The sequence below is a fragment of the Falsibacillus pallidus genome, assembly GCF_050990905.1.
GTDB lineage: Bacteria > Bacillota > Bacilli > Bacillales > DSM-25281 > Falsibacillus > Falsibacillus pallidus_A.
In genome coordinates, this window is the sequence record NZ_CP158866.1 from 143,264 (window position 1) to 159,831 (window position 16,568).

Below are 16,568 nucleotides of genomic sequence, written 5' to 3' on the forward strand. Positions count from 1 at the left end.
AAAATAACAAATAATTTCTTTTAAAATTAAAGGAGGATTTCCAAATGGGTAAAGAGAAATTCGATCGTTCCAAAACACATGCGAACATTGGTACAATTGGTCACGTTGACCATGGTAAAACTACTTTGACAGCAGCTATCACTACTGTTCTTGCAAAGCGCAGCGGTAAAGGTGCAGCTATGGCATACGACATGATCGATGCTGCTCCAGAAGAGCGCGAGCGTGGAATCACAATCTCCACTGCACACGTTGAGTACGAAACTGATACTCGCCACTATGCACACGTTGACTGCCCAGGACATGCTGACTACGTTAAAAACATGATCACTGGTGCTGCACAAATGGACGGCGGAATCCTAGTTGTTTCTGCTGCTGACGGCCCAATGCCACAAACTCGTGAGCACATCTTGCTATCTCGCCAAGTTGGTGTTCCTTACCTAGTTGTATTCATGAACAAATGTGACATGGTAGACGACGAAGAATTGCTTGAATTAGTTGAAATGGAAGTTCGTGACCTTCTTTCTGAGTACGATTTCCCAGGCGACGACATTCCTGTAATCAAAGGTTCTGCTCTTAAAGCTCTTGAAGGAGAAGCTGAGTGGGAAGAAAAAATCGTTGAACTTATGAACGCAGTTGATGAGTATATCCCAACTCCAGAACGTGACACTGAAAAGCCATTCATGATGCCAGTTGAGGATGTATTCTCAATCACTGGTCGTGGAACAGTTGCTACAGGACGTGTTGAGCGTGGACAAGTTAAAGTTGGTGACACTATCGACATCATCGGTTTAACTGAAGAGCCAAAATCAACAACTGTAACAGGTGTTGAAATGTTCCGTAAGCTTCTTGACTATGCAGAAGCTGGAGACAACATCGGTGCACTTCTTCGTGGGGTTGCTCGTGACGATGTACAACGTGGACAAGTACTTGCTAAGCCAGGTACAATCACTCCACACACAAAATTCAAATCAGAAGTTTACGTTCTTTCTAAAGAAGAAGGTGGACGTCATACTCCATTCTTCTCTAACTACCGCCCTCAGTTCTACTTCCGTACAACTGACGTAACTGGTATCATCCAACTTCCAGAAGGCGTTGAAATGGTAATGCCTGGCGATAACATCGAAATGACTGTTGAACTTATCGCTCCAATCGCGATTGAAGAAGGTACTAAATTCTCAATCCGTGAAGGTGGACGTACAGTTGGCGCTGGTGTAGTAGCTAACATCCAAGCGTAATAAACCTTTTTGATAAAAAAGCAGATGGCTGATCACCATCTGCTTTTTATTTTGCCCAAAAACCATTGGAACGGAAAAGTTTCTTCTATATTATATAGAAGATTTTAGGAATCTATTTGAGTGGTTGAAAACACTCATCAAACTATGTATAATAGTAAAAGTGTGTGAGGCACAAAGAATTTCAATCTTGGTATTGCATATTCTCTGGGCTTTTAGTATAATAGACAATGTTGGTCTTTGACTGCGATGAAGTGGAAGGTTGCTGACACACCCGGCCGCTTTGCCATGGCGGATGTGTGGGAAATTTCCATGGAGAATGTCTATAGTTAAATAGGCGAAAAGGAGGGAAAATGATGGCAAAACAAAAAATTCGAATTCGATTAAAAGCATATGATCACAGAATTCTTGATCAATCTGCTGAGAAAATCGTTGAAACAGCTAAACGTTCAGGTGCTGCGGTATCAGGTCCGATTCCATTGCCGACTGAGAAATCTGTTTACACGATCCTTCGTGCGGTGCATAAGTACAAAGATTCTCGTGAGCAATTTGAAATGCGTACACATAAACGCTTAATCGATATCGTAAACCCAACACCACAAACAGTTGATTCATTAATGCGTTTGGATTTACCATCTGGTGTTGACATCGAAATTAAACTTTAATAAATAAACAATCATTTAACAGGAGGTGTGACTCATGACCAAAGGAATCTTAGGAAGAAAAATCGGTATGACTCAAGTTTTCGCTGAAAACGGTGAGCTTATCCCTGTAACTGTTATCGAAGCAGCTAACAACGTTGTTCTTCAGAAGAAATCAGTTGAAGGCGATGGCTACGAAGCTATCCAAGTAGGTTTTGAAGATAAGCGCGAAAAGCTTTCCAACAAACCGGAAAAAGGACATGCTGATAAAGCGAATACTGCTCCTAAGCGCTTCGTTCGCGAATTCCGCGCAGCAAACTTAGATGAGTATGAAGTTGGTCAAGCAGTCAAAGTAGATATTTTCGCAGAAGGCGATGTAATTGATGTAACAGGTATCTCGAAAGGTAAAGGTTTCCAAGGCTCTATCAAGCGCCATAACCAATCTCGTGGACCAATGTCCCACGGATCTCGTTACCACCGTCGTCCTGGTTCAATGGGTCCTGTAGCGCCTAACCGCGTTTTCAAGAACAAATTGCTACCTGGCCGCATGGGCGGAGAACAAGTTACTATCCAAAACCTAGTTGTTGTCAAAGTTGACGCTGAGCGTAACTTGCTATTGGTTAAAGGCAACGTACCAGGTCCTAAAAAAGCTTTGCTTAAAATCAAAACTGCAGTAAAGTCTAAATAATCGACATCGCAGGAAAGGAGGAAATAGGAATGCCGAAAGTAGCACTCTTTAACCAATCAGGTTCTAAAGTCGGAGATATCGACTTGAAAGATTCTGTATTTGGTATTGAACCTAACAACCACGTGTTGTTTGAAGCAGTAATCATGCAAAGAGCTTCCTTGCGTCAAGGAACTCACAAAGTAAAAGGCCGTTCTGAAGTTGCAGGCGGTGGACGCAAACCATGGCGACAAAAAGGTACTGGCCGTGCGCGTCAAGGATCTATCCGTTCTCCACAATGGCGCGGTGGTGGTACTGTATTTGGACCAGTTCCACGCAGCTACAGCTACAAACTTCCTAAAAAAGTTCGTCGCTTAGCAATCAAATCTGCGTTATCTTCTAAAGTAATGGAAGAAAACATCGTAGTACTAGAAGCGTTAGCTTTCAATGCACCTAAAACAAAAGAATTTGCAGCTGTTCTTAAAAGCCTATCTGTGAACACTAAAGCATTGGTAATCACTGATGGTCTAGATGAGAATGTTGCTCTATCTGCTCGCAACCTTCAAGGTATCACAGTAGTAGAAGCAAACAGCGTAAATGTTTTAGATGTGCTTGGTCATGACAAAGTAATCATGACGAAAGCTGCGGTTGAAAAAGTAGAGGAGGTGCTTGGATAATGGATGTACGTGATATCATTAAGCGCCCCGTTATCACTGAGCGTTCTACTGACTTAATGGCAGAGAAAAAGTACACGTTTGAAGTAAACGTGAGAGCTAATAAAACTCAAGTTAAAGATGCAGTAGAAGAAATCTTCGACGTTAAAGTAGAAAAAGTCAACATCATGAACTATAAAGGCAAGTTCAAACGCATGGGTCGTCATGCTGGCTATACTAACAAACGTCGTAAAGCTATTGTTAAATTGACTGCAGACAGCAAAGAAATCGAATTCTTTGAAGTCTAAGCAACTTTAATCAGAAGAGGAGGGAAACGAAATGGCGATCAAAAAATACAAACCTACCTCCAACGGTCGTCGCGGCATGACAGTTTCTGATTTTGCTGAAATCACTACTGATAAACCAGAAAAATCATTGCTAGCGCCTTTGAAAAGAAAAGGTGGCCGCAACAACCAAGGTAAGTTAACAGTTCGTCATCAAGGTGGCGGCCATAAGCGTCAATACCGTATCATCGATTTCAAACGTGTAAAAGATGGTATACCAGGACGCGTTGCCACTATTGAGTATGATCCAAACCGTTCAGCAAACATTGCATTAATCAACTATGCTGATGGTCAAAAAGCTTATATCCTAGCACCTAAAAACCTTACAGTTGGTACAGAAATCATGTCTGGACCAGAAGCTGATATCAAAGTGGGTAATGCACTACCACTTATCAACATCCCTGTTGGTACAGTAATCCACAATATCGAGCTTAAACCTGGTAAAGGTGGACAATTAGTACGTTCTGCAGGTACTTCTGCACAAGTTCTTGGTAAAGAGGGCAAATACGTACTAGTTCGTTTGAACTCTGGTGAAGTTCGCATGATCTTATCTGCTTGCCGCGCTACAGTTGGTCAAGTTGGTAACGAACAGCACGAACTTATCAACATCGGTAAAGCAGGTCGTTCACGCTGGTTAGGCAAGCGCCCAACAGTTCGTGGATCTGTAATGAACCCTAACGACCATCCACACGGTGGTGGTGAAGGACGCTCTCCAATCGGACGTAAATCACCAATGTCACCTTGGGGCAAACCGACTCTTGGATTCAAGACTCGTAAGAAAAAAGCTAAATCCAATAAATTTATCGTTCGTAACCGCAAAAAATAACGCGATTGAGCTACGGTTCGTCGAGAGAACCGTAGAACAATCACGAAGGGAGGTTCAACCATGGGTCGCAGCTTAAAAAAAGGGCCTTTTGTTGATGAACATTTGATTAGCAAGATCGAAAAGCTTAACGAAACTGAGGGAAAACAAGTTGTTAAGACTTGGTCCCGCCGTTCAACGATCTTCCCAGCATTCATTGGTCATACTGTAGCTGTATACGATGGTCGTAAACACGTGCCAGTATACATCACTGAAGATATGGTAGGTCATAAACTTGGCGAATTCGCGCCGACACGTACTTATAAAGGTCACGGTAGTGACGATAAGAAAACAAGACGTTAATGAGAGGAGGGCATCCTGATGCAAGCTAAAGCTGTTGCTAGAACAGTTCGTATTGCTCCTCGTAAAGTTCGCTTAGTTGTTGATTTAATTCGAGGAAAGCAAATCGGCGAAGCAGTTGCAATTTTACGTCATACACCAAAAGCTGCTTCTCCAGTAGTTGAGAAAGTTTTGAAATCTGCTGTAGCAAATGCAGAGCATAACTATGAGCTAGACGTAAACAACTTGGTTATCACTGAGGCATTCGTTGACGAAGGCCCAACATTGAAACGTTTCCGCCCACGTGCGATGGGTCGTGCAAGCGCAATTAACAAACGCACAAGCCACATCACAATCGTGGTATCTGAAAAGAAGGAGGGATAAGTAATGGGTCAAAAAGTACATCCAGTCGGATTGCGTATCGGAGTCATTCGTGATTGGGAATCCAAATGGTACGCTGGCAAAGATTATGCAGACCTTTTACACGAAGACCTTAGAGTTCGTGAATACATCGCGAAACGCTTATCAGACGCTTCTGTTTCTAAAGTAGAAATCGAGCGTGCTGCTAACCGCATCAATATTACAATCCACACTGCTAAACCAGGTATGGTAATTGGTAAAGGTGGTACTGAAGTAGAAGCACTTCGTAAAGCTCTTAACGAGTTGACAAGTAAACGAGTGCACATCAATATCGTTGAAATCAAGAGAGCAGATCTTGATGCGAAATTGGTTGCTGAAAACATTGCTCGACAACTGGAAAACCGTGTTTCATTCCGCCGTGCTCAAAAGCAAGTTATCCAACGCGCTATGAGAGCTGGAGCAAAAGGAATCAAAACAATGGTATCTGGACGTCTTGGCGGTGCTGATATCGCCCGTGCTGAACATTACAGTGAAGGAACTGTTCCACTTCATACTCTTCGTGCTGACATCGACTATGCTCATGCAGAAGCGGACACAACTTACGGAAAGCTTGGAGTAAAAGTATGGATCTACCGCGGAGAAGTCCTTCCTGCTAAGAAGAAAACTGAGGAAGGAGGAAAATAATCATGTTAATGCCTAAACGCGTTAAATATCGTCGTGAACATCGTGGAAAAATGCGCGGTCGCACTAAAGGTGGCGCAGAAGTAGCTTTCGGTGAATTCGGTTTGCAAGCTCTTGAAGCTTCTTGGATCACAAACCGCCAAATCGAAGCAGCTCGTATCGCGATGACTCGTTACATGAAACGTGGCGGTAAAGTTTGGATTAAAATCTTCCCTCACAAGCCATATACAGCAAAACCTCTAGAAGTCCGCATGGGTTCCGGTAAGGGGGCACCAGAAGGATGGGTAGCAGTTGTAAAACCAGGCAAGATCATGTTCGAAATTGCCGGCGTTTCTGAAGAAGTAGCTCGCGAAGCACTTCGTCTTGCATCACACAAGCTTCCAGTTAAATGTAAGTTTGTAAAACGAGAAGAAATTGGTGGTGAATCAAATGAAAGCTAATGAAATCCGTGACCTTACCACTGCCGAAATAGAACAAAAAGTAAAATCTTTAAAAGAAGAGCTTTTCAACCTTCGCTTTCAATTAGCGACAGGACAACTTGAAAACACTGCTCGTATCCGCGAAGTTCGCAAAGCGATTGCTCGTATGAAAACCGTTATCCGCCAAAGGGAGATCGGAGTTAACAATCGATAATTGAGAGGAGGTTTGCAGAATGAGTGAACGCAACCAACGCAAAGTTTATACTGGACGTGTTGTTTCTGACAAAATGGATAAAACAATCACTGTAACAGTAGAAACTTATAAAAAACATTCACTTTACGGCAAACGCGTAAAATACTCTAAAAAGTTCAAAGCTCATGATGAGCAAAACGAAGCTAAGACTGGCGACGTAGTGCGTATTATGGAAACTCGTCCATTATCCGCAACTAAACGTTTCCGTCTAGTAGAAGTAGTAGAAAAAGCAGTTATTATCTAATTTATTAGTTCGGACTGATGTTTATTCCGAAGGGAGGTAACATAGATGATTCAACAAGAATCACGCTTAAAAGTTGCTGACAACTCTGGCGCACGTGAAGTTTTAACAATTAAAGTTCTTGGTGGTTCCGGCCGCAAGACAGCTAACATTGGTGATGTTATCGTTTGTACAGTAAAACAAGCAACACCAGGTGGCGTTGTTAAAAAAGGTGATGTTGTAAAAGCTGTTGTAGTACGCACAAAGAGTGGAGTACGTCGTAACGATGGATCTTACATTCGCTTTGATGAAAATGCTTGTGTAATCATTCGTGATGACAAAGGCCCACGTGGAACACGTATTTTCGGACCTGTTGCTCGTGAACTTCGCGACAACAACTTTATGAAAATCGTATCTTTAGCTCCAGAAGTACTTTAATAAATATTTGATTCGGCCAGTCAAGGAGGTGCGATTGAAATGCATGTTAAAAAAGGCGATAAAGTAATGGTCATCACAGGTAAAGACAAAGGGAAAACTGGCACAGTGCTTGCTGCATTCCCTAAGAAAGACCGAGTACTTGTTGAAGGTATCAACATCGTGAAAAAACACTCAAAACCTTCTCAAGCTAACCCCCAAGGTGGGATCATCAGTCAAGAGGCTGCTATTCACGTATCTAACGTGATGCCGGTTGACCCTAAGACTAACGAACCTACTCGTGTTGGATATAAAGTAGAAGACGGTAAAAAAGTACGTGTAACTAAAAAATCCGGTGAAGTTTTAGATAAATAGTTCTCATGAAGAAGGGAGGTACACGACATGAACCGCCTAAAAGAAAAATTCCAAAAGGAAATTTCTCCTGCTCTAATGAGCAAGTTCAATTACGAATCAGTAATGCAAGTACCAAAAGTTGAAAAAATCATCATTAACATGGGTGTTGGTGATGCTGTTCAAAATTCAAAAGCACTTGATACTGCAGTTGAGGAATTAACTCTTATCGCTGGTCAAAAACCAGTTGTAACAAGAGCTAAGAAATCTATCGCAGGCTTCCGTCTTCGTGAAGGTATGCCAATCGGTGCAAAAGTTACATTACGCGGAGAGCGTATGTATGAATTCCTTGATAAATTAGTTTCTGTATCACTACCACGCGTACGTGACTTCCGCGGCGTTTCTAAAAAGGCATTCGACGGCCGTGGAAACTATACTCTAGGTGTAAAAGAACAGCTGATCTTCCCTGAAATTGATTATGATAAAGTATCAAAAGTACGTGGTATGGACATCGTTATCGTTACTACTGCGAACACAGATGAAGAATCTCGTGAACTTTTAACACAATTAGGAATGCCGTTCCAAAAGTAATCGCTAAAGGGAGGCGAAAACGTGGCTAAAAAATCAATGATAGTGAAACAAAAACGCACACCGAAACATGCGGTTCAAGCGTATACTCGCTGCGAACGCTGCGGACGTCCACATTCAGTCATCCGCAAGTTTAAATTGTGCCGTATTTGTTTCCGCGAACTCGCATACAAGGGTCAGATTCCTGGCGTTAAAAAAGCTAGCTGGTAAACCCCGAATTTGGGAAGGAGGTTAATTTAAATGGTTATGACAGATCCAATTGCAGATTTGCTTACTCGTATCAGAAACGCGAATATGGTTCGTCACGAGAAATTAGAAGTTCCTGCTTCTAACATCAAGAAAGAAGTTGCTGAAATTCTAAAACGTGAAGGTTTCGTTCGCGATGTAGAATACATCGAAGACAACAAGCAAGGAATCATCCGTATTTTCCTTAAGTACGGTTCAAATAACGAACGTGTTATCACTGGCTTGAAGCGCATCAGTAAACCAGGTTTACGTGTATATGCTAAAGCTAACGAAGTACCTAAAGTATTGAACGGTCTTGGTATCGCAATCGTGTCTACTTCTAACGGAGTATTATCCGATAAAGAAGCACGTGCGAAACAAGTCGGCGGCGAAGTACTAGCGTACGTTTGGTAATAAATCGACAGTGAATGGAGGTGCAACAGAATGTCCCGCGTAGGAAAAAAACCTATTGATATTCCATCTGGAGTTACAGTTACTCTAGACGGTTCTACTGTTACAGTAAAAGGACCTAAGGGAGAACTTTCCCGTACATTTAATCCTGAAATCACAATCAGCATCGAGGAGAATGTTGTTAACATTTCTCGTCCATCTGATGCGAAAGACCACCGCGCATTGCACGGTACGACTCGCGCTTTGATCGCTAACATGGTTGAAGGTGTATCTCAAGGATTTGAAAGAAAACTAGAACTTATCGGTGTAGGTTACCGTGCTCAAAAACAAGGTACGAAACTTGTATTGAACGTTGGATACTCTCATCCGGTAGAAATCGAGCCAGAAGCAGGAATCGAAATTGAAGTTCCTTCAAATACAAAGATTACTGTAAAAGGCACAAATAAAGAGCGCGTTGGTGCATTGGCTGCCAACATCCGCGACGTACGTCCACCAGAGCCGTATAAAGGCAAAGGTATTCGTTACGAAGGCGAAATGGTTCGCCGCAAAGAAGGTAAAACAGGTAAATAAGCCTCATAGGTAGAAGAAAGGAGTGACCTCAATGATTACTAAGCCAGATAAAAATATGACACGTAAAAAGAGACATGCTCGTGTACGTGCTAAACTTAGCGGTACTGAGTCCCGTCCACGTTTAAACGTGTTCCGTTCTAACAAACATATTTATGCACAATTGATCGACGATCTTAATGGTGTAACGCTTGCTAGTGCATCTACGAAAGAAAATGACCTTGGATTAGAAGGTACAGCTAACGTAGAAGCGGCTAAAAAAGTCGGCGAACTAGTAGCGAAACGTGCAGTTGAAAAAGGCGTAAAGTCCGTAGTATTCGACCGTGGTGGTTACCTTTATCATGGGCGTGTAAAAGCACTTGCTGATGCAGCTCGTGAAAACGGCTTAGAATTTTAATAGTAAAAGGAGGGACATATCAGATGCTTCGCATTGATGCTAACAAACTTGAATTAGAAGAACGCGTTGTAACCGTAAATCGTGTTGCGAAAGTTGTTAAAGGTGGACGTCGTTTCCGCTTTACTGCACTAGTTGTTGTCGGTGACAAGAACGGCCATGTTGGTTTTGGTACAGGTAAAGCTCAAGAGGTGCCAGATGCAATCCGCAAAGCGATTGAAGACGCTAAGAAAAACTTGATCGAAGTGCCTACTGTCGGCGCTACAATCCCTCATGAAGTTGTTGGACGCTTCGGCGCTGGCCAAATCTTCATGAAGCCTGCTTCTGCCGGTACAGGAGTTATCGCTGGTGGACCAGTTCGTGCGGTGCTTGAATTAGCAGGTATCCACGACATTCTTTCTAAATCTTTAGGATCTAACACACCAATCAACATGGTGCGTGCGACTCTTAACGGATTAACTCAATTAAAACGTGCTGAAGAAGTAGCTAAACTTCGTGGTAAATCAGTAGAAGAACTGTTAGGATAAGGAGGGATTTAAGTGGCGGAAAAATTAACGATTACCCTCACTCGCAGCTTGATCGGTCGTCCGAATGATCAGCGTGAAACAGTTAAAGCCCTTGGGCTTCGTAAAGTTAATCAAACTGTTGAGCATCAAGACAATCCTGCTATCCGCGGTATGATCACTAAAGTTGCTCATCTTGTGACGGTTAAAGAACAGTAATTTGATTCTTTTAAAACAAGGAGGTGCCAACAATGAAACTACATGAATTAAAACCTGCAGAAGGTTCTCGTAAAGAACGTAATCGTGTTGGTCGTGGTATCGGTTCTGGAAACGGAAAAACTTCCGGACGAGGCCAAAAAGGTCAAAACTCCCGTTCAGGCGGTGGGGTTCGTCCTGGCTTCGAAGGTGGTCAAACACCTTTATTCCAACGTTTGCCTAAACGTGGATTCACGAACATCAACCGTAAAGATTACGCAATCGTTAACCTTGATACATTGAACCGTTTTGAAGAAGGTACAGAAGTAACACCTGAGCTTCTTATCGAAACTGGTGTCGTGAGCAAGGCTAAAGCAGGAATCAAAATTCTTGCTAATGGTAAAGTTGAGAAAAAGCTTACAGTAAAAGCTAACAAATTCTCCTCTGCTGCAAAAGAAGCTATTGAAGCTGCTGGCGGTCAAACTGAGGTGATTTAATGTTTCAGACAATCTCCAATTTTATGCGCGTGGGTGATATAAGACGAAAGATTATATTCACTCTTTTAATGTTGATTGTTTTCCGTATCGGGGTTTTCATCCCGGTGCCGTTTGTGAATGCCGAAATACTAAAAATGCAGGATCAAGCTGGGCTCTTCGGCTTTCTCAACACCTTCGGCGGCGGTGCGTTAAAGAATTTCTCCATCTTTGCAATGGGGATCATGCCTTATATCACAGCATCGATCATCGTTCAGCTATTACAAATGGACGTTGTCCCTAAGTTTACTGAATGGTCCAAACAAGGTGAGGTCGGACGTCGCAAGTTAGCTCAGTTTACCCGCTATTTCACAATCATACTTGGTTTCATTGAAGCACTTGGAATGTCATATGGTTTCAACAATATGGCAGGCGGTATGCTTATCGAAAGTTCTGGAGTAGGAACGTACCTGTTAATCGCTTTGGTGTTGACAGCTGGTACATCCTTTTTAATGTGGCTTGGTGAGCAGATTACTTCTAAAGGTGTGGGCAACGGAATTTCTATCCTTATCTTTGCCGGGATCGTGGCTAGAATTCCAACTGCTGTGAACCAAATCTATGCACAGCAAATAGAGGGGGCAGGAGAGCAGCTTTTCCTAAAGATCGTTGTTCTTCTACTAATTGTTCTTGCTGTTATTGCAATTGTAGTCGGAGTTATCTTTGTTCAGCAGGCGCTGCGCAAGATTCCGATCCAATATGCAAAACGTATAGTAGGCCGCAGTCCGGTTGGCGGACAATCAACACATTTACCTCTTAAAGTAAATGCTGCTGGGGTAATCCCAGTTATCTTTGCTGTTTCGTTCATCGTTACACCGAGAACCATCGCGACGTTCTTCGGGCAAAATGATGTAACATCAGCAATAGAATACATTTTTGATTATACAAAGCCAGTGGGTATGCTAATTTATGTGGCTTTAATCATTGCTTTCTCTTATTTCTATGCATTCATTCAGGTCAATCCTGAACAGGTTGCAGAGAATCTGAAAAAACAGGGTGGGTACATCCCGGGAATTCGTCCTGGCAAAAACACACAAGACTATTTGACTCGTGTGCTTTACCGTTTGACTTTCTGCGGATCTATTTTCTTGGCTCTCATCGCTATACTGCCAGTATTGTTCGTTAATTTTGCTGGATTACCATCTTCAGCACAAATCGGCGGAACAAGCTTGCTGATCGTAGTCGGTGTTGCGCTGGAAACAATGAAACAATTAGAATCACAATTAGTAAAACGCCATTATAAAGGCTTTATTAAATAAGATTTAAGGTTTTAGGAACACGCTGCTGTTCCTGAAACCGGATTTAGATACTGAGGGGGAAATACGAGTGAACTTGGTACTAATGGGGCTTCCGGGTGCTGGTAAAGGTACTCAAGCCGACAAAATCGTAGCGAAATATGAAATCCCTCATATCTCAACCGGAGATATGTTTCGTGCTGCTATCAAAGGAGGCACGGAACTAGGATTACAAGCAAAATCTTTCATGGATAAAGGTGAATTGGTTCCGGATGAAGTAACCATCGGAATCGTTCGCGAACGTCTTAGCAAGGATGACTGCGTAAGAGGCTTCCTATTGGATGGCTTCCCAAGAACAGTTGCTCAAGCTGATGCGTTGGAAGGCATCCTGAAAGAACTCGACAAACAAATGGATTTTGTCATCAATATCGAAGTTGATAAAGAGATATTGATGGAGCGCCTGACTGGCCGCCGCATCTGCAAGGACTGCGGTGCAACATATCACCTCGTTTTCAATCCGCCTGCTGAAGAAGGCGTGTGCGACCGCTGCGGCGGGGAGTTATACCAGCGAGCAGATGATAATGCTGAAACGGTTCAAAATCGTCTGGATGTCAACATGAAACAAACGAAGCCTCTTCTGGATTTCTACAATGAGAAAGGCTACTTGCGAAATATCAATGGGCAGCAGGATATCAACGTAGTATTCGGTGAAATAGACGAATTACTCGGAGGCCTGTCCTAATGATCATTTGCAAGACCCCTCGTGAAATAGAAATCATGAAAGAAGCAGGTCGCATCGTTGCGGTAACCCACCAAGAATTGCAGAAGCATATTGTTCCTGGCATTACTACCGGTCAGCTGGATGTAATTGCTGAAAAAATAATACGCGAACATGATGCAATTCCATCCTTTAAAGGGTATAATGGGTTTCGTGGCAGCATCTGTGCTTCGGTCAATGACGAATTAGTCCACGGGATTCCTGGGGATCGCGCCCTGAAAGATGGAGATATCATCAGCATTGATATCGGTGCAAAGTATAAAGGCTATCATGGTGATTCTGCTTGGACGTATCCTGTTGGTAAAATAAATGAACAAACCCAAAGGCTGCTAGATGTTACAGAAGAGTCTCTCTATCTGGGCTTGAAAGAAGCTAAGCCAGGCGAACGTCTCTCGAACATCTCCCATGCGATCCAAACCTATGTGGAAGCAAACGGTTTTTCTATCGTTCGTGAGTATGTCGGACACGGTGTTGGTCAAGACTTACATGAGGAGCCTCAAATTCCTCATTATGGACCTCCAAACAAAGGTCCACGCCTGAAACCTGGCATGGTACTTGCAATTGAACCGATGGTGAATGCAGGCAGCAGATATGTGAAAACATTGGCTGATAACTGGACTGTTGTGACCGTTGATGGAAAGATGTGTGCTCATTTTGAACATACAATCGCTATCACGGAAACAGGCTATGAAATCCTGACTAAAGCCTGATTAAGGGTGATGATGTTGAAGAAGTCTGATTCGACTCCTGTATTAGGGCAGGCTGCCTTCATACGTAATGGAAGAGATGCAGGGCAGGTTGTGATCATCATCGATCACATGGATGAACGGTTTGTCATGGTGGCTGATGGCCACAGGCGCAAATTCGATTCTCCAAAAAAGAAAAACATTCACCATCTTGAATTATACGGCTATGTTTCTCCAGAAGTTCAAAGAAGTATTCAGGAAACAGGGCAGGTCACGAATGGCAAGCTTAGGCATGCTGTTGCGAAAGTATTGGAAAAGGTCCTGGTAGATGGAAAGAAGGGAGTAGAGTTCCATGGCGAAAGACGATGTAATTGAAGTAGAAGGCACAGTGGTTGAGACTTTGCCAAACGCGATGTTTAAGGTAGAATTAGAGAATGGCCATACTGTACTGGCTCACGTATCTGGTAAAATCCGTATGCATTTCATCCGCATTTTACCTGGTGATAAAGTAACGGTTGAGCTTTCTCCATACGATCTTACTCGTGGCAGAATTACGTATCGATATAAATAATCTTATGCACTCCGTACTATTAAGGAGGTTAGAACAAGATGAAAGTAAGACCATCCGTTAAGCCGATCTGCGAAAAATGCAAAGTTATCCGCAGAAAAGGCAAAGTAATGGTTATCTGTGAAAATCCTAAACATAAACAAAAACAAGGCTAATATTTGAAGGAGGTGCGCTTGTACAATGGCACGTATTGCTGGTGTGGATATTCCACGTGATAAACGTATTGTCATTTCATTGACTTACATTTTCGGTATTGGTAAAAATACAGCTCAAAAAGTTCTTGCGGAAGCTGGTGTATCTGAAGATACTCGCGTTCGTGATTTAACTGATGAAGAATTAGGTAAAATCCGTGATATCATTGACAAATTGAAAGTTGAAGGAGATCTTCGTCGTGAAGTTTCCCTTAACATCAAACGTCTAATGGAAATCGGAAGCTACCGTGGCCTTCGCCACCGTCGTGGATTGCCTGTTCGCGGACAAAACACGAAAAACAACGCTCGTACTCGTAAAGGTCCTCGTAAGACTGTAGCGAACAAGAAAAAATAATTAGTAAAGGAGGTTCCTTCTTAAATGGCACGTAAAACAAATACTCGTAAACGTCGTGTGAAAAAGAATATCGAAGCTGGTATTGCACACATTCGTTCTACATTCAACAATACAATCGTAACAATCACTGATGTTCACGGAAATGCAATTTCCTGGTCTTCTGCAGGTGCGCTTGGATTCAGAGGTTCTCGTAAATCTACTCCATTCGCAGCTCAAATGGCAGCTGAAACTGCAGCGAAAACTTCCATCGAACATGGTTTGAAAACTCTAGAAGTAACAGTTAAAGGTCCTGGTGCAGGTCGTGAAGCTGCTATCCGTGCTCTTCAAGCTGCAGGTCTTGATGTAACTGCAATCAAAGACGTAACTCCAGTACCTCATAACGGATGCCGTCCACCAAAACGTCGCCGTGTTTAATTTTTCTGTATATTTTTTGTATCCTTGTCAATAATGGGATATGATATGATGTTTCGTTCATACAGAAATGATGAATCCAGTTGTTGTGCACAATCGGGAACGTAAACATGGGGGAATTTCGGTAAGATCATTCGAACCGGGATTTCGACGTTTTGAAGGAGGGTATATTTGAATGATCGAAATTGAAAAACCAAAAATTGAAACGGTTGAGATCAGCGATGATGCCAATTTTGGAAAGTTTGTCGTAGAACCACTTGAGCGTGGATATGGTACAACTTTGGGTAACTCCTTACGTCGTATCCTATTATCTTCACTCCCTGGTGCTGCTGTCACATCTATTCAAATAGATGGCGTACTGCATGAATTTTCAACAATTGAAGGCGTCGTTGAAGATGTAACATCCATCATCTTAAATATCAAAAAGCTTGCTCTGAAAATCTATTCAGATGAAGAAAAGACGCTTGAAATTGATGTACAGGGTGAGGGAGTTGTAACAGCAGCTGATATTACCCATGATAGTGATGTAGAAATCTTAAACCCTGGATTACACATCGCGACTCTTGGTAAGAATGCTAACTTCCGTATGCGTCTTAATGCAAAACGCGGTCGTGGTTATACACCAGCCGATCAAAATAAACGTGAGGATCTTCCTATCGGTGTGATTCCTATCGACTCCATTTATACACCAGTATCTCGTGTAAACTATCAAGTTGAGAATACTCGTGTAGGACAGATGACGAATTATGATAAACTTTCGCTTGATGTCTGGACAGATGGAAGCATCGGCCCTAAAGAAGCTATTTCCTTAGGTGCAAAGATCTTAACAGAGCATTTGAATATCTTTGTTGGTTTGACTGACGAAGCTCAAAACGCAGAAATCATGGTTGAAAAAGAAGAAGACCAGAAGGAAAAAGTTCTTGAGATGACTATCGAGGAATTGGATCTTTCCGTTCGTTCTTACAACTGCTTGAAGCGTGCTGGCATCAATACTGTCCAGGAGCTTGCGAACAAAACAGAAGAAGATATGATGAAAGTGCGTAATTTGGGTCGTAAGTCTTTAGAGGAAGTCAAAGCTAAGTTAGAAGAACTTGGACTAGGCTTGCGCAAAGACGATTGATTCTATCAATAAATGAAAATCCTTATAGATAACTTCAACAAAGGAGGGAAACTTCATGGCTTACAGAAAGTTAGGTCGTACAAGCGCTCAACGTAAAGCGATGCTTCGTGATTTAGCAACTGATCTTATCATCAGTGAGCGCATCGAAACTACTGAAACTCGCGCGAAAGAATTGCGTTCAGTTGTTGAAAAAATGATTACTCTTGGTAAACGCGGTGATTTGCATGCGCGTCGTCAAGCTGGAGCATTCATCCGTAAAGAGATTGCTAACGCTGAAACAAACCAAGATGCACTTCAAAAATTATTCGCTGACATCGCTCCTCGCTACGCTGAGCGTCAAGGTGGATACACTCGTATCATGAAAATTGGTCCTCGCCGCGGCGATGGTGCACCAATGGTGATCATCGAGTTAGTTTAATAGTAAAACACAACTAGGGC

Annotated in this window: 32 protein-coding genes; all 32 read left to right on the plus strand. The window is 42.5% G+C overall.

Features of this window, described 5'->3' with window-relative positions:
* Positions 1 to 44 precede the first annotated feature (44 nt).
* The 32 genes from tuf (at position 45) to rplQ (ending at position 16,548) form a co-directional block, all read left to right on the plus strand.
* Positions 45 to 1,235 (plus strand): elongation factor Tu, encoded by a 1,191-nt coding sequence (gene tuf / locus ABTV07_RS00720; protein ID WP_433746253.1) that lies wholly within the window; start codon positions 45 to 47, stop codon positions 1,233 to 1,235.
* A gap of 353 nt (positions 1,236 to 1,588) precedes the next feature.
* Positions 1,589 to 1,897: a 30S ribosomal protein S10 gene (gene rpsJ, locus ABTV07_RS00725; protein WP_003354783.1), complete on the plus strand. Its 309-nt coding sequence runs from the start codon at positions 1,589 to 1,591 to the stop codon at positions 1,895 to 1,897.
* Positions 1,898 to 1,931: 34 nt separating this feature from the next.
* Positions 1,932 to 2,561: a 50S ribosomal protein L3 gene (gene rplC / locus ABTV07_RS00730; RefSeq protein ID WP_433746257.1), complete on the plus strand. Its 630-nt coding sequence runs from the start codon at positions 1,932 to 1,934 to the stop codon at positions 2,559 to 2,561.
* A 29-nt stretch (positions 2,562 to 2,590) separates the two neighbouring features.
* On the plus strand, positions 2,591 to 3,214 hold the full coding sequence (rplD, locus tag ABTV07_RS00735; protein ID WP_433746260.1) for a 50S ribosomal protein L4: 624 nt from the start codon (positions 2,591 to 2,593) through the stop codon (positions 3,212 to 3,214).
* Positions 3,214 to 3,498: a 50S ribosomal protein L23 gene (gene rplW / locus ABTV07_RS00740; RefSeq protein ID WP_433746262.1), complete on the plus strand. Its 285-nt coding sequence runs from the start codon at positions 3,214 to 3,216 to the stop codon at positions 3,496 to 3,498. The genes rplD and rplW overlap by 1 nt, the downstream gene beginning before the upstream one ends.
* 31 nt (positions 3,499 to 3,529) lie before the next feature.
* Positions 3,530 to 4,360: a 50S ribosomal protein L2 gene (rplB, locus tag ABTV07_RS00745; protein ID WP_114746848.1), complete on the plus strand. Its 831-nt coding sequence runs from the start codon at positions 3,530 to 3,532 to the stop codon at positions 4,358 to 4,360.
* Between the two features lie 60 nt (positions 4,361 to 4,420).
* Complete coding sequence (gene rpsS, locus ABTV07_RS00750; protein ID WP_433746265.1) at positions 4,421 to 4,699, plus strand: 30S ribosomal protein S19; 279 nt, start codon at positions 4,421 to 4,423, stop codon at positions 4,697 to 4,699.
* An 18-nt stretch (positions 4,700 to 4,717) separates the two neighbouring features.
* Positions 4,718 to 5,059, plus strand: a complete 342-nt coding sequence (gene rplV, locus ABTV07_RS00755) for a 50S ribosomal protein L22 (RefSeq protein ID WP_114746846.1) — start codon at positions 4,718 to 4,720, stop codon at positions 5,057 to 5,059.
* A gap of 3 nt (positions 5,060 to 5,062) precedes the next feature.
* Entirely contained in the window at positions 5,063 to 5,719 is a 657-nt protein-coding gene (gene rpsC / locus ABTV07_RS00760; RefSeq protein WP_433746269.1) for a 30S ribosomal protein S3, read from the plus strand.
* Positions 5,720 to 5,721: 2 nt separating this feature from the next.
* Positions 5,722 to 6,156: a 50S ribosomal protein L16 gene (gene rplP / locus ABTV07_RS00765; RefSeq protein ID WP_433746272.1), complete on the plus strand. Its 435-nt coding sequence runs from the start codon at positions 5,722 to 5,724 to the stop codon at positions 6,154 to 6,156.
* The gene (gene rpmC / locus ABTV07_RS00770) at positions 6,146 to 6,349 is read left to right on the plus strand and encodes a 50S ribosomal protein L29 (RefSeq protein ID WP_114746843.1); all 204 of its coding nucleotides are present in this window, start codon (positions 6,146 to 6,148) and stop codon (positions 6,347 to 6,349) included. The genes rplP and rpmC overlap by 11 nt, the downstream gene beginning before the upstream one ends.
* A gap of 19 nt (positions 6,350 to 6,368) precedes the next feature.
* The gene (rpsQ, locus tag ABTV07_RS00775) at positions 6,369 to 6,632 is read left to right on the plus strand and encodes a 30S ribosomal protein S17 (RefSeq protein ID WP_114746842.1); all 264 of its coding nucleotides are present in this window, start codon (positions 6,369 to 6,371) and stop codon (positions 6,630 to 6,632) included.
* A gap of 45 nt (positions 6,633 to 6,677) precedes the next feature.
* Complete coding sequence (gene rplN / locus ABTV07_RS00780) at positions 6,678 to 7,046, plus strand: 50S ribosomal protein L14 (protein ID WP_114746841.1); 369 nt, start codon at positions 6,678 to 6,680, stop codon at positions 7,044 to 7,046.
* A gap of 39 nt (positions 7,047 to 7,085) precedes the next feature.
* A complete protein-coding gene (gene rplX, locus ABTV07_RS00785) occupies positions 7,086 to 7,397 on the plus strand; it encodes a 50S ribosomal protein L24 (protein WP_114746840.1) in 312 nt (103 codons plus the stop codon).
* Positions 7,398 to 7,424: 27 nt separating this feature from the next.
* Positions 7,425 to 7,964 (plus strand): 50S ribosomal protein L5, encoded by a 540-nt coding sequence (rplE, locus tag ABTV07_RS00790; protein ID WP_433746278.1) that lies wholly within the window; start codon positions 7,425 to 7,427, stop codon positions 7,962 to 7,964.
* Positions 7,965 to 7,985: 21 nt separating this feature from the next.
* Positions 7,986 to 8,171, plus strand: coding sequence for a type Z 30S ribosomal protein S14 (locus tag ABTV07_RS00795; protein ID WP_114746838.1), 186 nt, complete (start codon positions 7,986 to 7,988; stop codon positions 8,169 to 8,171).
* Positions 8,172 to 8,201: 30 nt separating this feature from the next.
* Positions 8,202 to 8,600 carry a 30S ribosomal protein S8 gene (gene rpsH, locus ABTV07_RS00800; protein ID WP_433746282.1) on the plus strand — a complete coding sequence of 133 codons (399 nt, stop codon included), beginning with the start codon at positions 8,202 to 8,204 and terminating at the stop codon, positions 8,598 to 8,600.
* 30 nt (positions 8,601 to 8,630) lie between these two features.
* Positions 8,631 to 9,167: a 50S ribosomal protein L6 gene (rplF, locus tag ABTV07_RS00805; protein ID WP_433746285.1), complete on the plus strand. Its 537-nt coding sequence runs from the start codon at positions 8,631 to 8,633 to the stop codon at positions 9,165 to 9,167.
* Positions 9,168 to 9,198: 31 nt separating this feature from the next.
* Positions 9,199 to 9,561, plus strand: coding sequence for a 50S ribosomal protein L18 (rplR, locus tag ABTV07_RS00810; RefSeq protein WP_433746288.1), 363 nt, complete (start codon positions 9,199 to 9,201; stop codon positions 9,559 to 9,561).
* 23 nt (positions 9,562 to 9,584) lie between these two features.
* On the plus strand, positions 9,585 to 10,085 hold the full coding sequence (rpsE, locus tag ABTV07_RS00815) for a 30S ribosomal protein S5 (RefSeq protein WP_114746834.1): 501 nt from the start codon (positions 9,585 to 9,587) through the stop codon (positions 10,083 to 10,085).
* Positions 10,086 to 10,097: 12 nt separating this feature from the next.
* A complete protein-coding gene (gene rpmD, locus ABTV07_RS00820) occupies positions 10,098 to 10,280 on the plus strand; it encodes a 50S ribosomal protein L30 (protein ID WP_114746833.1) in 183 nt (60 codons plus the stop codon).
* Positions 10,281 to 10,312: 32 nt separating this feature from the next.
* On the plus strand, positions 10,313 to 10,753 hold the full coding sequence (gene rplO / locus ABTV07_RS00825) for a 50S ribosomal protein L15 (protein WP_433746290.1): 441 nt from the start codon (positions 10,313 to 10,315) through the stop codon (positions 10,751 to 10,753).
* A complete protein-coding gene (secY, locus tag ABTV07_RS00830; protein ID WP_433746293.1) occupies positions 10,753 to 12,045 on the plus strand; it encodes a preprotein translocase subunit SecY in 1,293 nt (430 codons plus the stop codon). Before rplO ends, secY begins: the two co-directional genes overlap by 1 nt.
* A 67-nt stretch (positions 12,046 to 12,112) precedes the next feature.
* Complete coding sequence (locus tag ABTV07_RS00835; protein ID WP_114746830.1) at positions 12,113 to 12,763, plus strand: adenylate kinase; 651 nt, start codon at positions 12,113 to 12,115, stop codon at positions 12,761 to 12,763.
* Positions 12,763 to 13,509 carry a type I methionyl aminopeptidase gene (gene map / locus ABTV07_RS00840; protein ID WP_433746297.1) on the plus strand — a complete coding sequence of 249 codons (747 nt, stop codon included), beginning with the start codon at positions 12,763 to 12,765 and terminating at the stop codon, positions 13,507 to 13,509. The genes ABTV07_RS00835 and map overlap by 1 nt, the downstream gene beginning before the upstream one ends.
* Before the next feature lie 15 nt (positions 13,510 to 13,524).
* Positions 13,525 to 13,860: a KOW domain-containing RNA-binding protein gene (locus tag ABTV07_RS00845; protein WP_433746300.1), complete on the plus strand. Its 336-nt coding sequence runs from the start codon at positions 13,525 to 13,527 to the stop codon at positions 13,858 to 13,860.
* Positions 13,838 to 14,056, plus strand: coding sequence for a translation initiation factor IF-1 (gene infA / locus ABTV07_RS00850; RefSeq protein ID WP_003178377.1), 219 nt, complete (start codon positions 13,838 to 13,840; stop codon positions 14,054 to 14,056). The genes ABTV07_RS00845 and infA overlap by 23 nt, the downstream gene beginning before the upstream one ends.
* 38 nt (positions 14,057 to 14,094) lie before the next feature.
* On the plus strand, positions 14,095 to 14,208 hold the full coding sequence (gene rpmJ, locus ABTV07_RS00855; protein ID WP_003156543.1) for a 50S ribosomal protein L36: 114 nt from the start codon (positions 14,095 to 14,097) through the stop codon (positions 14,206 to 14,208).
* 25 nt (positions 14,209 to 14,233) lie between these two features.
* Positions 14,234 to 14,599 (plus strand): 30S ribosomal protein S13, encoded by a 366-nt coding sequence (rpsM, locus tag ABTV07_RS00860; protein WP_433746306.1) that lies wholly within the window; start codon positions 14,234 to 14,236, stop codon positions 14,597 to 14,599.
* 24 nt (positions 14,600 to 14,623) lie between these two features.
* Positions 14,624 to 15,013 (plus strand): 30S ribosomal protein S11, encoded by a 390-nt coding sequence (gene rpsK / locus ABTV07_RS00865; RefSeq protein WP_114746826.1) that lies wholly within the window; start codon positions 14,624 to 14,626, stop codon positions 15,011 to 15,013.
* A gap of 172 nt (positions 15,014 to 15,185) precedes the next feature.
* Positions 15,186 to 16,130, plus strand: coding sequence for a DNA-directed RNA polymerase subunit alpha (locus tag ABTV07_RS00870; protein WP_433746309.1), 945 nt, complete (start codon positions 15,186 to 15,188; stop codon positions 16,128 to 16,130).
* Between the two features lie 55 nt (positions 16,131 to 16,185).
* Positions 16,186 to 16,548 (plus strand): 50S ribosomal protein L17, encoded by a 363-nt coding sequence (gene rplQ, locus ABTV07_RS00875; protein ID WP_433746312.1) that lies wholly within the window; start codon positions 16,186 to 16,188, stop codon positions 16,546 to 16,548.
* Positions 16,549 to 16,568 lie beyond the last annotated feature (20 nt).

Excerpts from the sequence above, each read along its gene's own strand:
- tuf (WP_433746253.1), top strand. The coding sequence starts at position 45 with ATGGGTAAAGAGAAATTCGATCGTTCCAAAACACATGCGAACATTGGT.
- rpsJ (WP_003354783.1), top strand. The coding sequence starts at position 1,589 with ATGGCAAAACAAAAAATTCGAATTCGATTAAAAGCATATGATCACAGA.
- rplC (WP_433746257.1), top strand. The coding sequence starts at position 1,932 with ATGACCAAAGGAATCTTAGGAAGAAAAATCGGTATGACTCAAGTTTTC.
- rplD (WP_433746260.1), top strand. The coding sequence starts at position 2,591 with ATGCCGAAAGTAGCACTCTTTAACCAATCAGGTTCTAAAGTCGGAGAT.
- rplW (WP_433746262.1), top strand. The coding sequence starts at position 3,214 with ATGGATGTACGTGATATCATTAAGCGCCCCGTTATCACTGAGCGTTCT.
- rplB (WP_114746848.1), top strand. The coding sequence starts at position 3,530 with ATGGCGATCAAAAAATACAAACCTACCTCCAACGGTCGTCGCGGCATG.
- rpsS (WP_433746265.1), top strand. The coding sequence starts at position 4,421 with ATGGGTCGCAGCTTAAAAAAAGGGCCTTTTGTTGATGAACATTTGATT.
- rplV (WP_114746846.1), top strand. The coding sequence starts at position 4,718 with ATGCAAGCTAAAGCTGTTGCTAGAACAGTTCGTATTGCTCCTCGTAAA.
- rpsC (WP_433746269.1), top strand. The coding sequence starts at position 5,063 with ATGGGTCAAAAAGTACATCCAGTCGGATTGCGTATCGGAGTCATTCGT.
- rplP (WP_433746272.1), top strand. The coding sequence starts at position 5,722 with ATGTTAATGCCTAAACGCGTTAAATATCGTCGTGAACATCGTGGAAAA.
- rpmC (WP_114746843.1), top strand. The coding sequence starts at position 6,146 with ATGAAAGCTAATGAAATCCGTGACCTTACCACTGCCGAAATAGAACAA.
- rpsQ (WP_114746842.1), top strand. The coding sequence starts at position 6,369 with ATGAGTGAACGCAACCAACGCAAAGTTTATACTGGACGTGTTGTTTCT.
- rplN (WP_114746841.1), top strand. The coding sequence starts at position 6,678 with ATGATTCAACAAGAATCACGCTTAAAAGTTGCTGACAACTCTGGCGCA.
- rplX (WP_114746840.1), top strand. The coding sequence starts at position 7,086 with ATGCATGTTAAAAAAGGCGATAAAGTAATGGTCATCACAGGTAAAGAC.
- rplE (WP_433746278.1), top strand. The coding sequence starts at position 7,425 with ATGAACCGCCTAAAAGAAAAATTCCAAAAGGAAATTTCTCCTGCTCTA.
- rpsH (WP_433746282.1), top strand. The coding sequence starts at position 8,202 with ATGGTTATGACAGATCCAATTGCAGATTTGCTTACTCGTATCAGAAAC.
- rplF (WP_433746285.1), top strand. The coding sequence starts at position 8,631 with ATGTCCCGCGTAGGAAAAAAACCTATTGATATTCCATCTGGAGTTACA.
- rplR (WP_433746288.1), top strand. The coding sequence starts at position 9,199 with ATGATTACTAAGCCAGATAAAAATATGACACGTAAAAAGAGACATGCT.
- rpsE (WP_114746834.1), top strand. The coding sequence starts at position 9,585 with ATGCTTCGCATTGATGCTAACAAACTTGAATTAGAAGAACGCGTTGTA.
- rplO (WP_433746290.1), top strand. The coding sequence starts at position 10,313 with ATGAAACTACATGAATTAAAACCTGCAGAAGGTTCTCGTAAAGAACGT.
- secY (WP_433746293.1), top strand. The coding sequence starts at position 10,753 with ATGTTTCAGACAATCTCCAATTTTATGCGCGTGGGTGATATAAGACGA.
- map (WP_433746297.1), top strand. The coding sequence starts at position 12,763 with ATGATCATTTGCAAGACCCCTCGTGAAATAGAAATCATGAAAGAAGCA.
- infA (WP_003178377.1), top strand. The coding sequence starts at position 13,838 with ATGGCGAAAGACGATGTAATTGAAGTAGAAGGCACAGTGGTTGAGACT.
- rpmJ (WP_003156543.1), top strand. The coding sequence starts at position 14,095 with ATGAAAGTAAGACCATCCGTTAAGCCGATCTGCGAAAAATGCAAAGTT.
- rpsM (WP_433746306.1), top strand. The coding sequence starts at position 14,234 with ATGGCACGTATTGCTGGTGTGGATATTCCACGTGATAAACGTATTGTC.
- rpsK (WP_114746826.1), top strand. The coding sequence starts at position 14,624 with ATGGCACGTAAAACAAATACTCGTAAACGTCGTGTGAAAAAGAATATC.
- ABTV07_RS00870 (WP_433746309.1), top strand. The coding sequence starts at position 15,186 with ATGATCGAAATTGAAAAACCAAAAATTGAAACGGTTGAGATCAGCGAT.
- rplQ (WP_433746312.1), top strand. The coding sequence starts at position 16,186 with ATGGCTTACAGAAAGTTAGGTCGTACAAGCGCTCAACGTAAAGCGATG.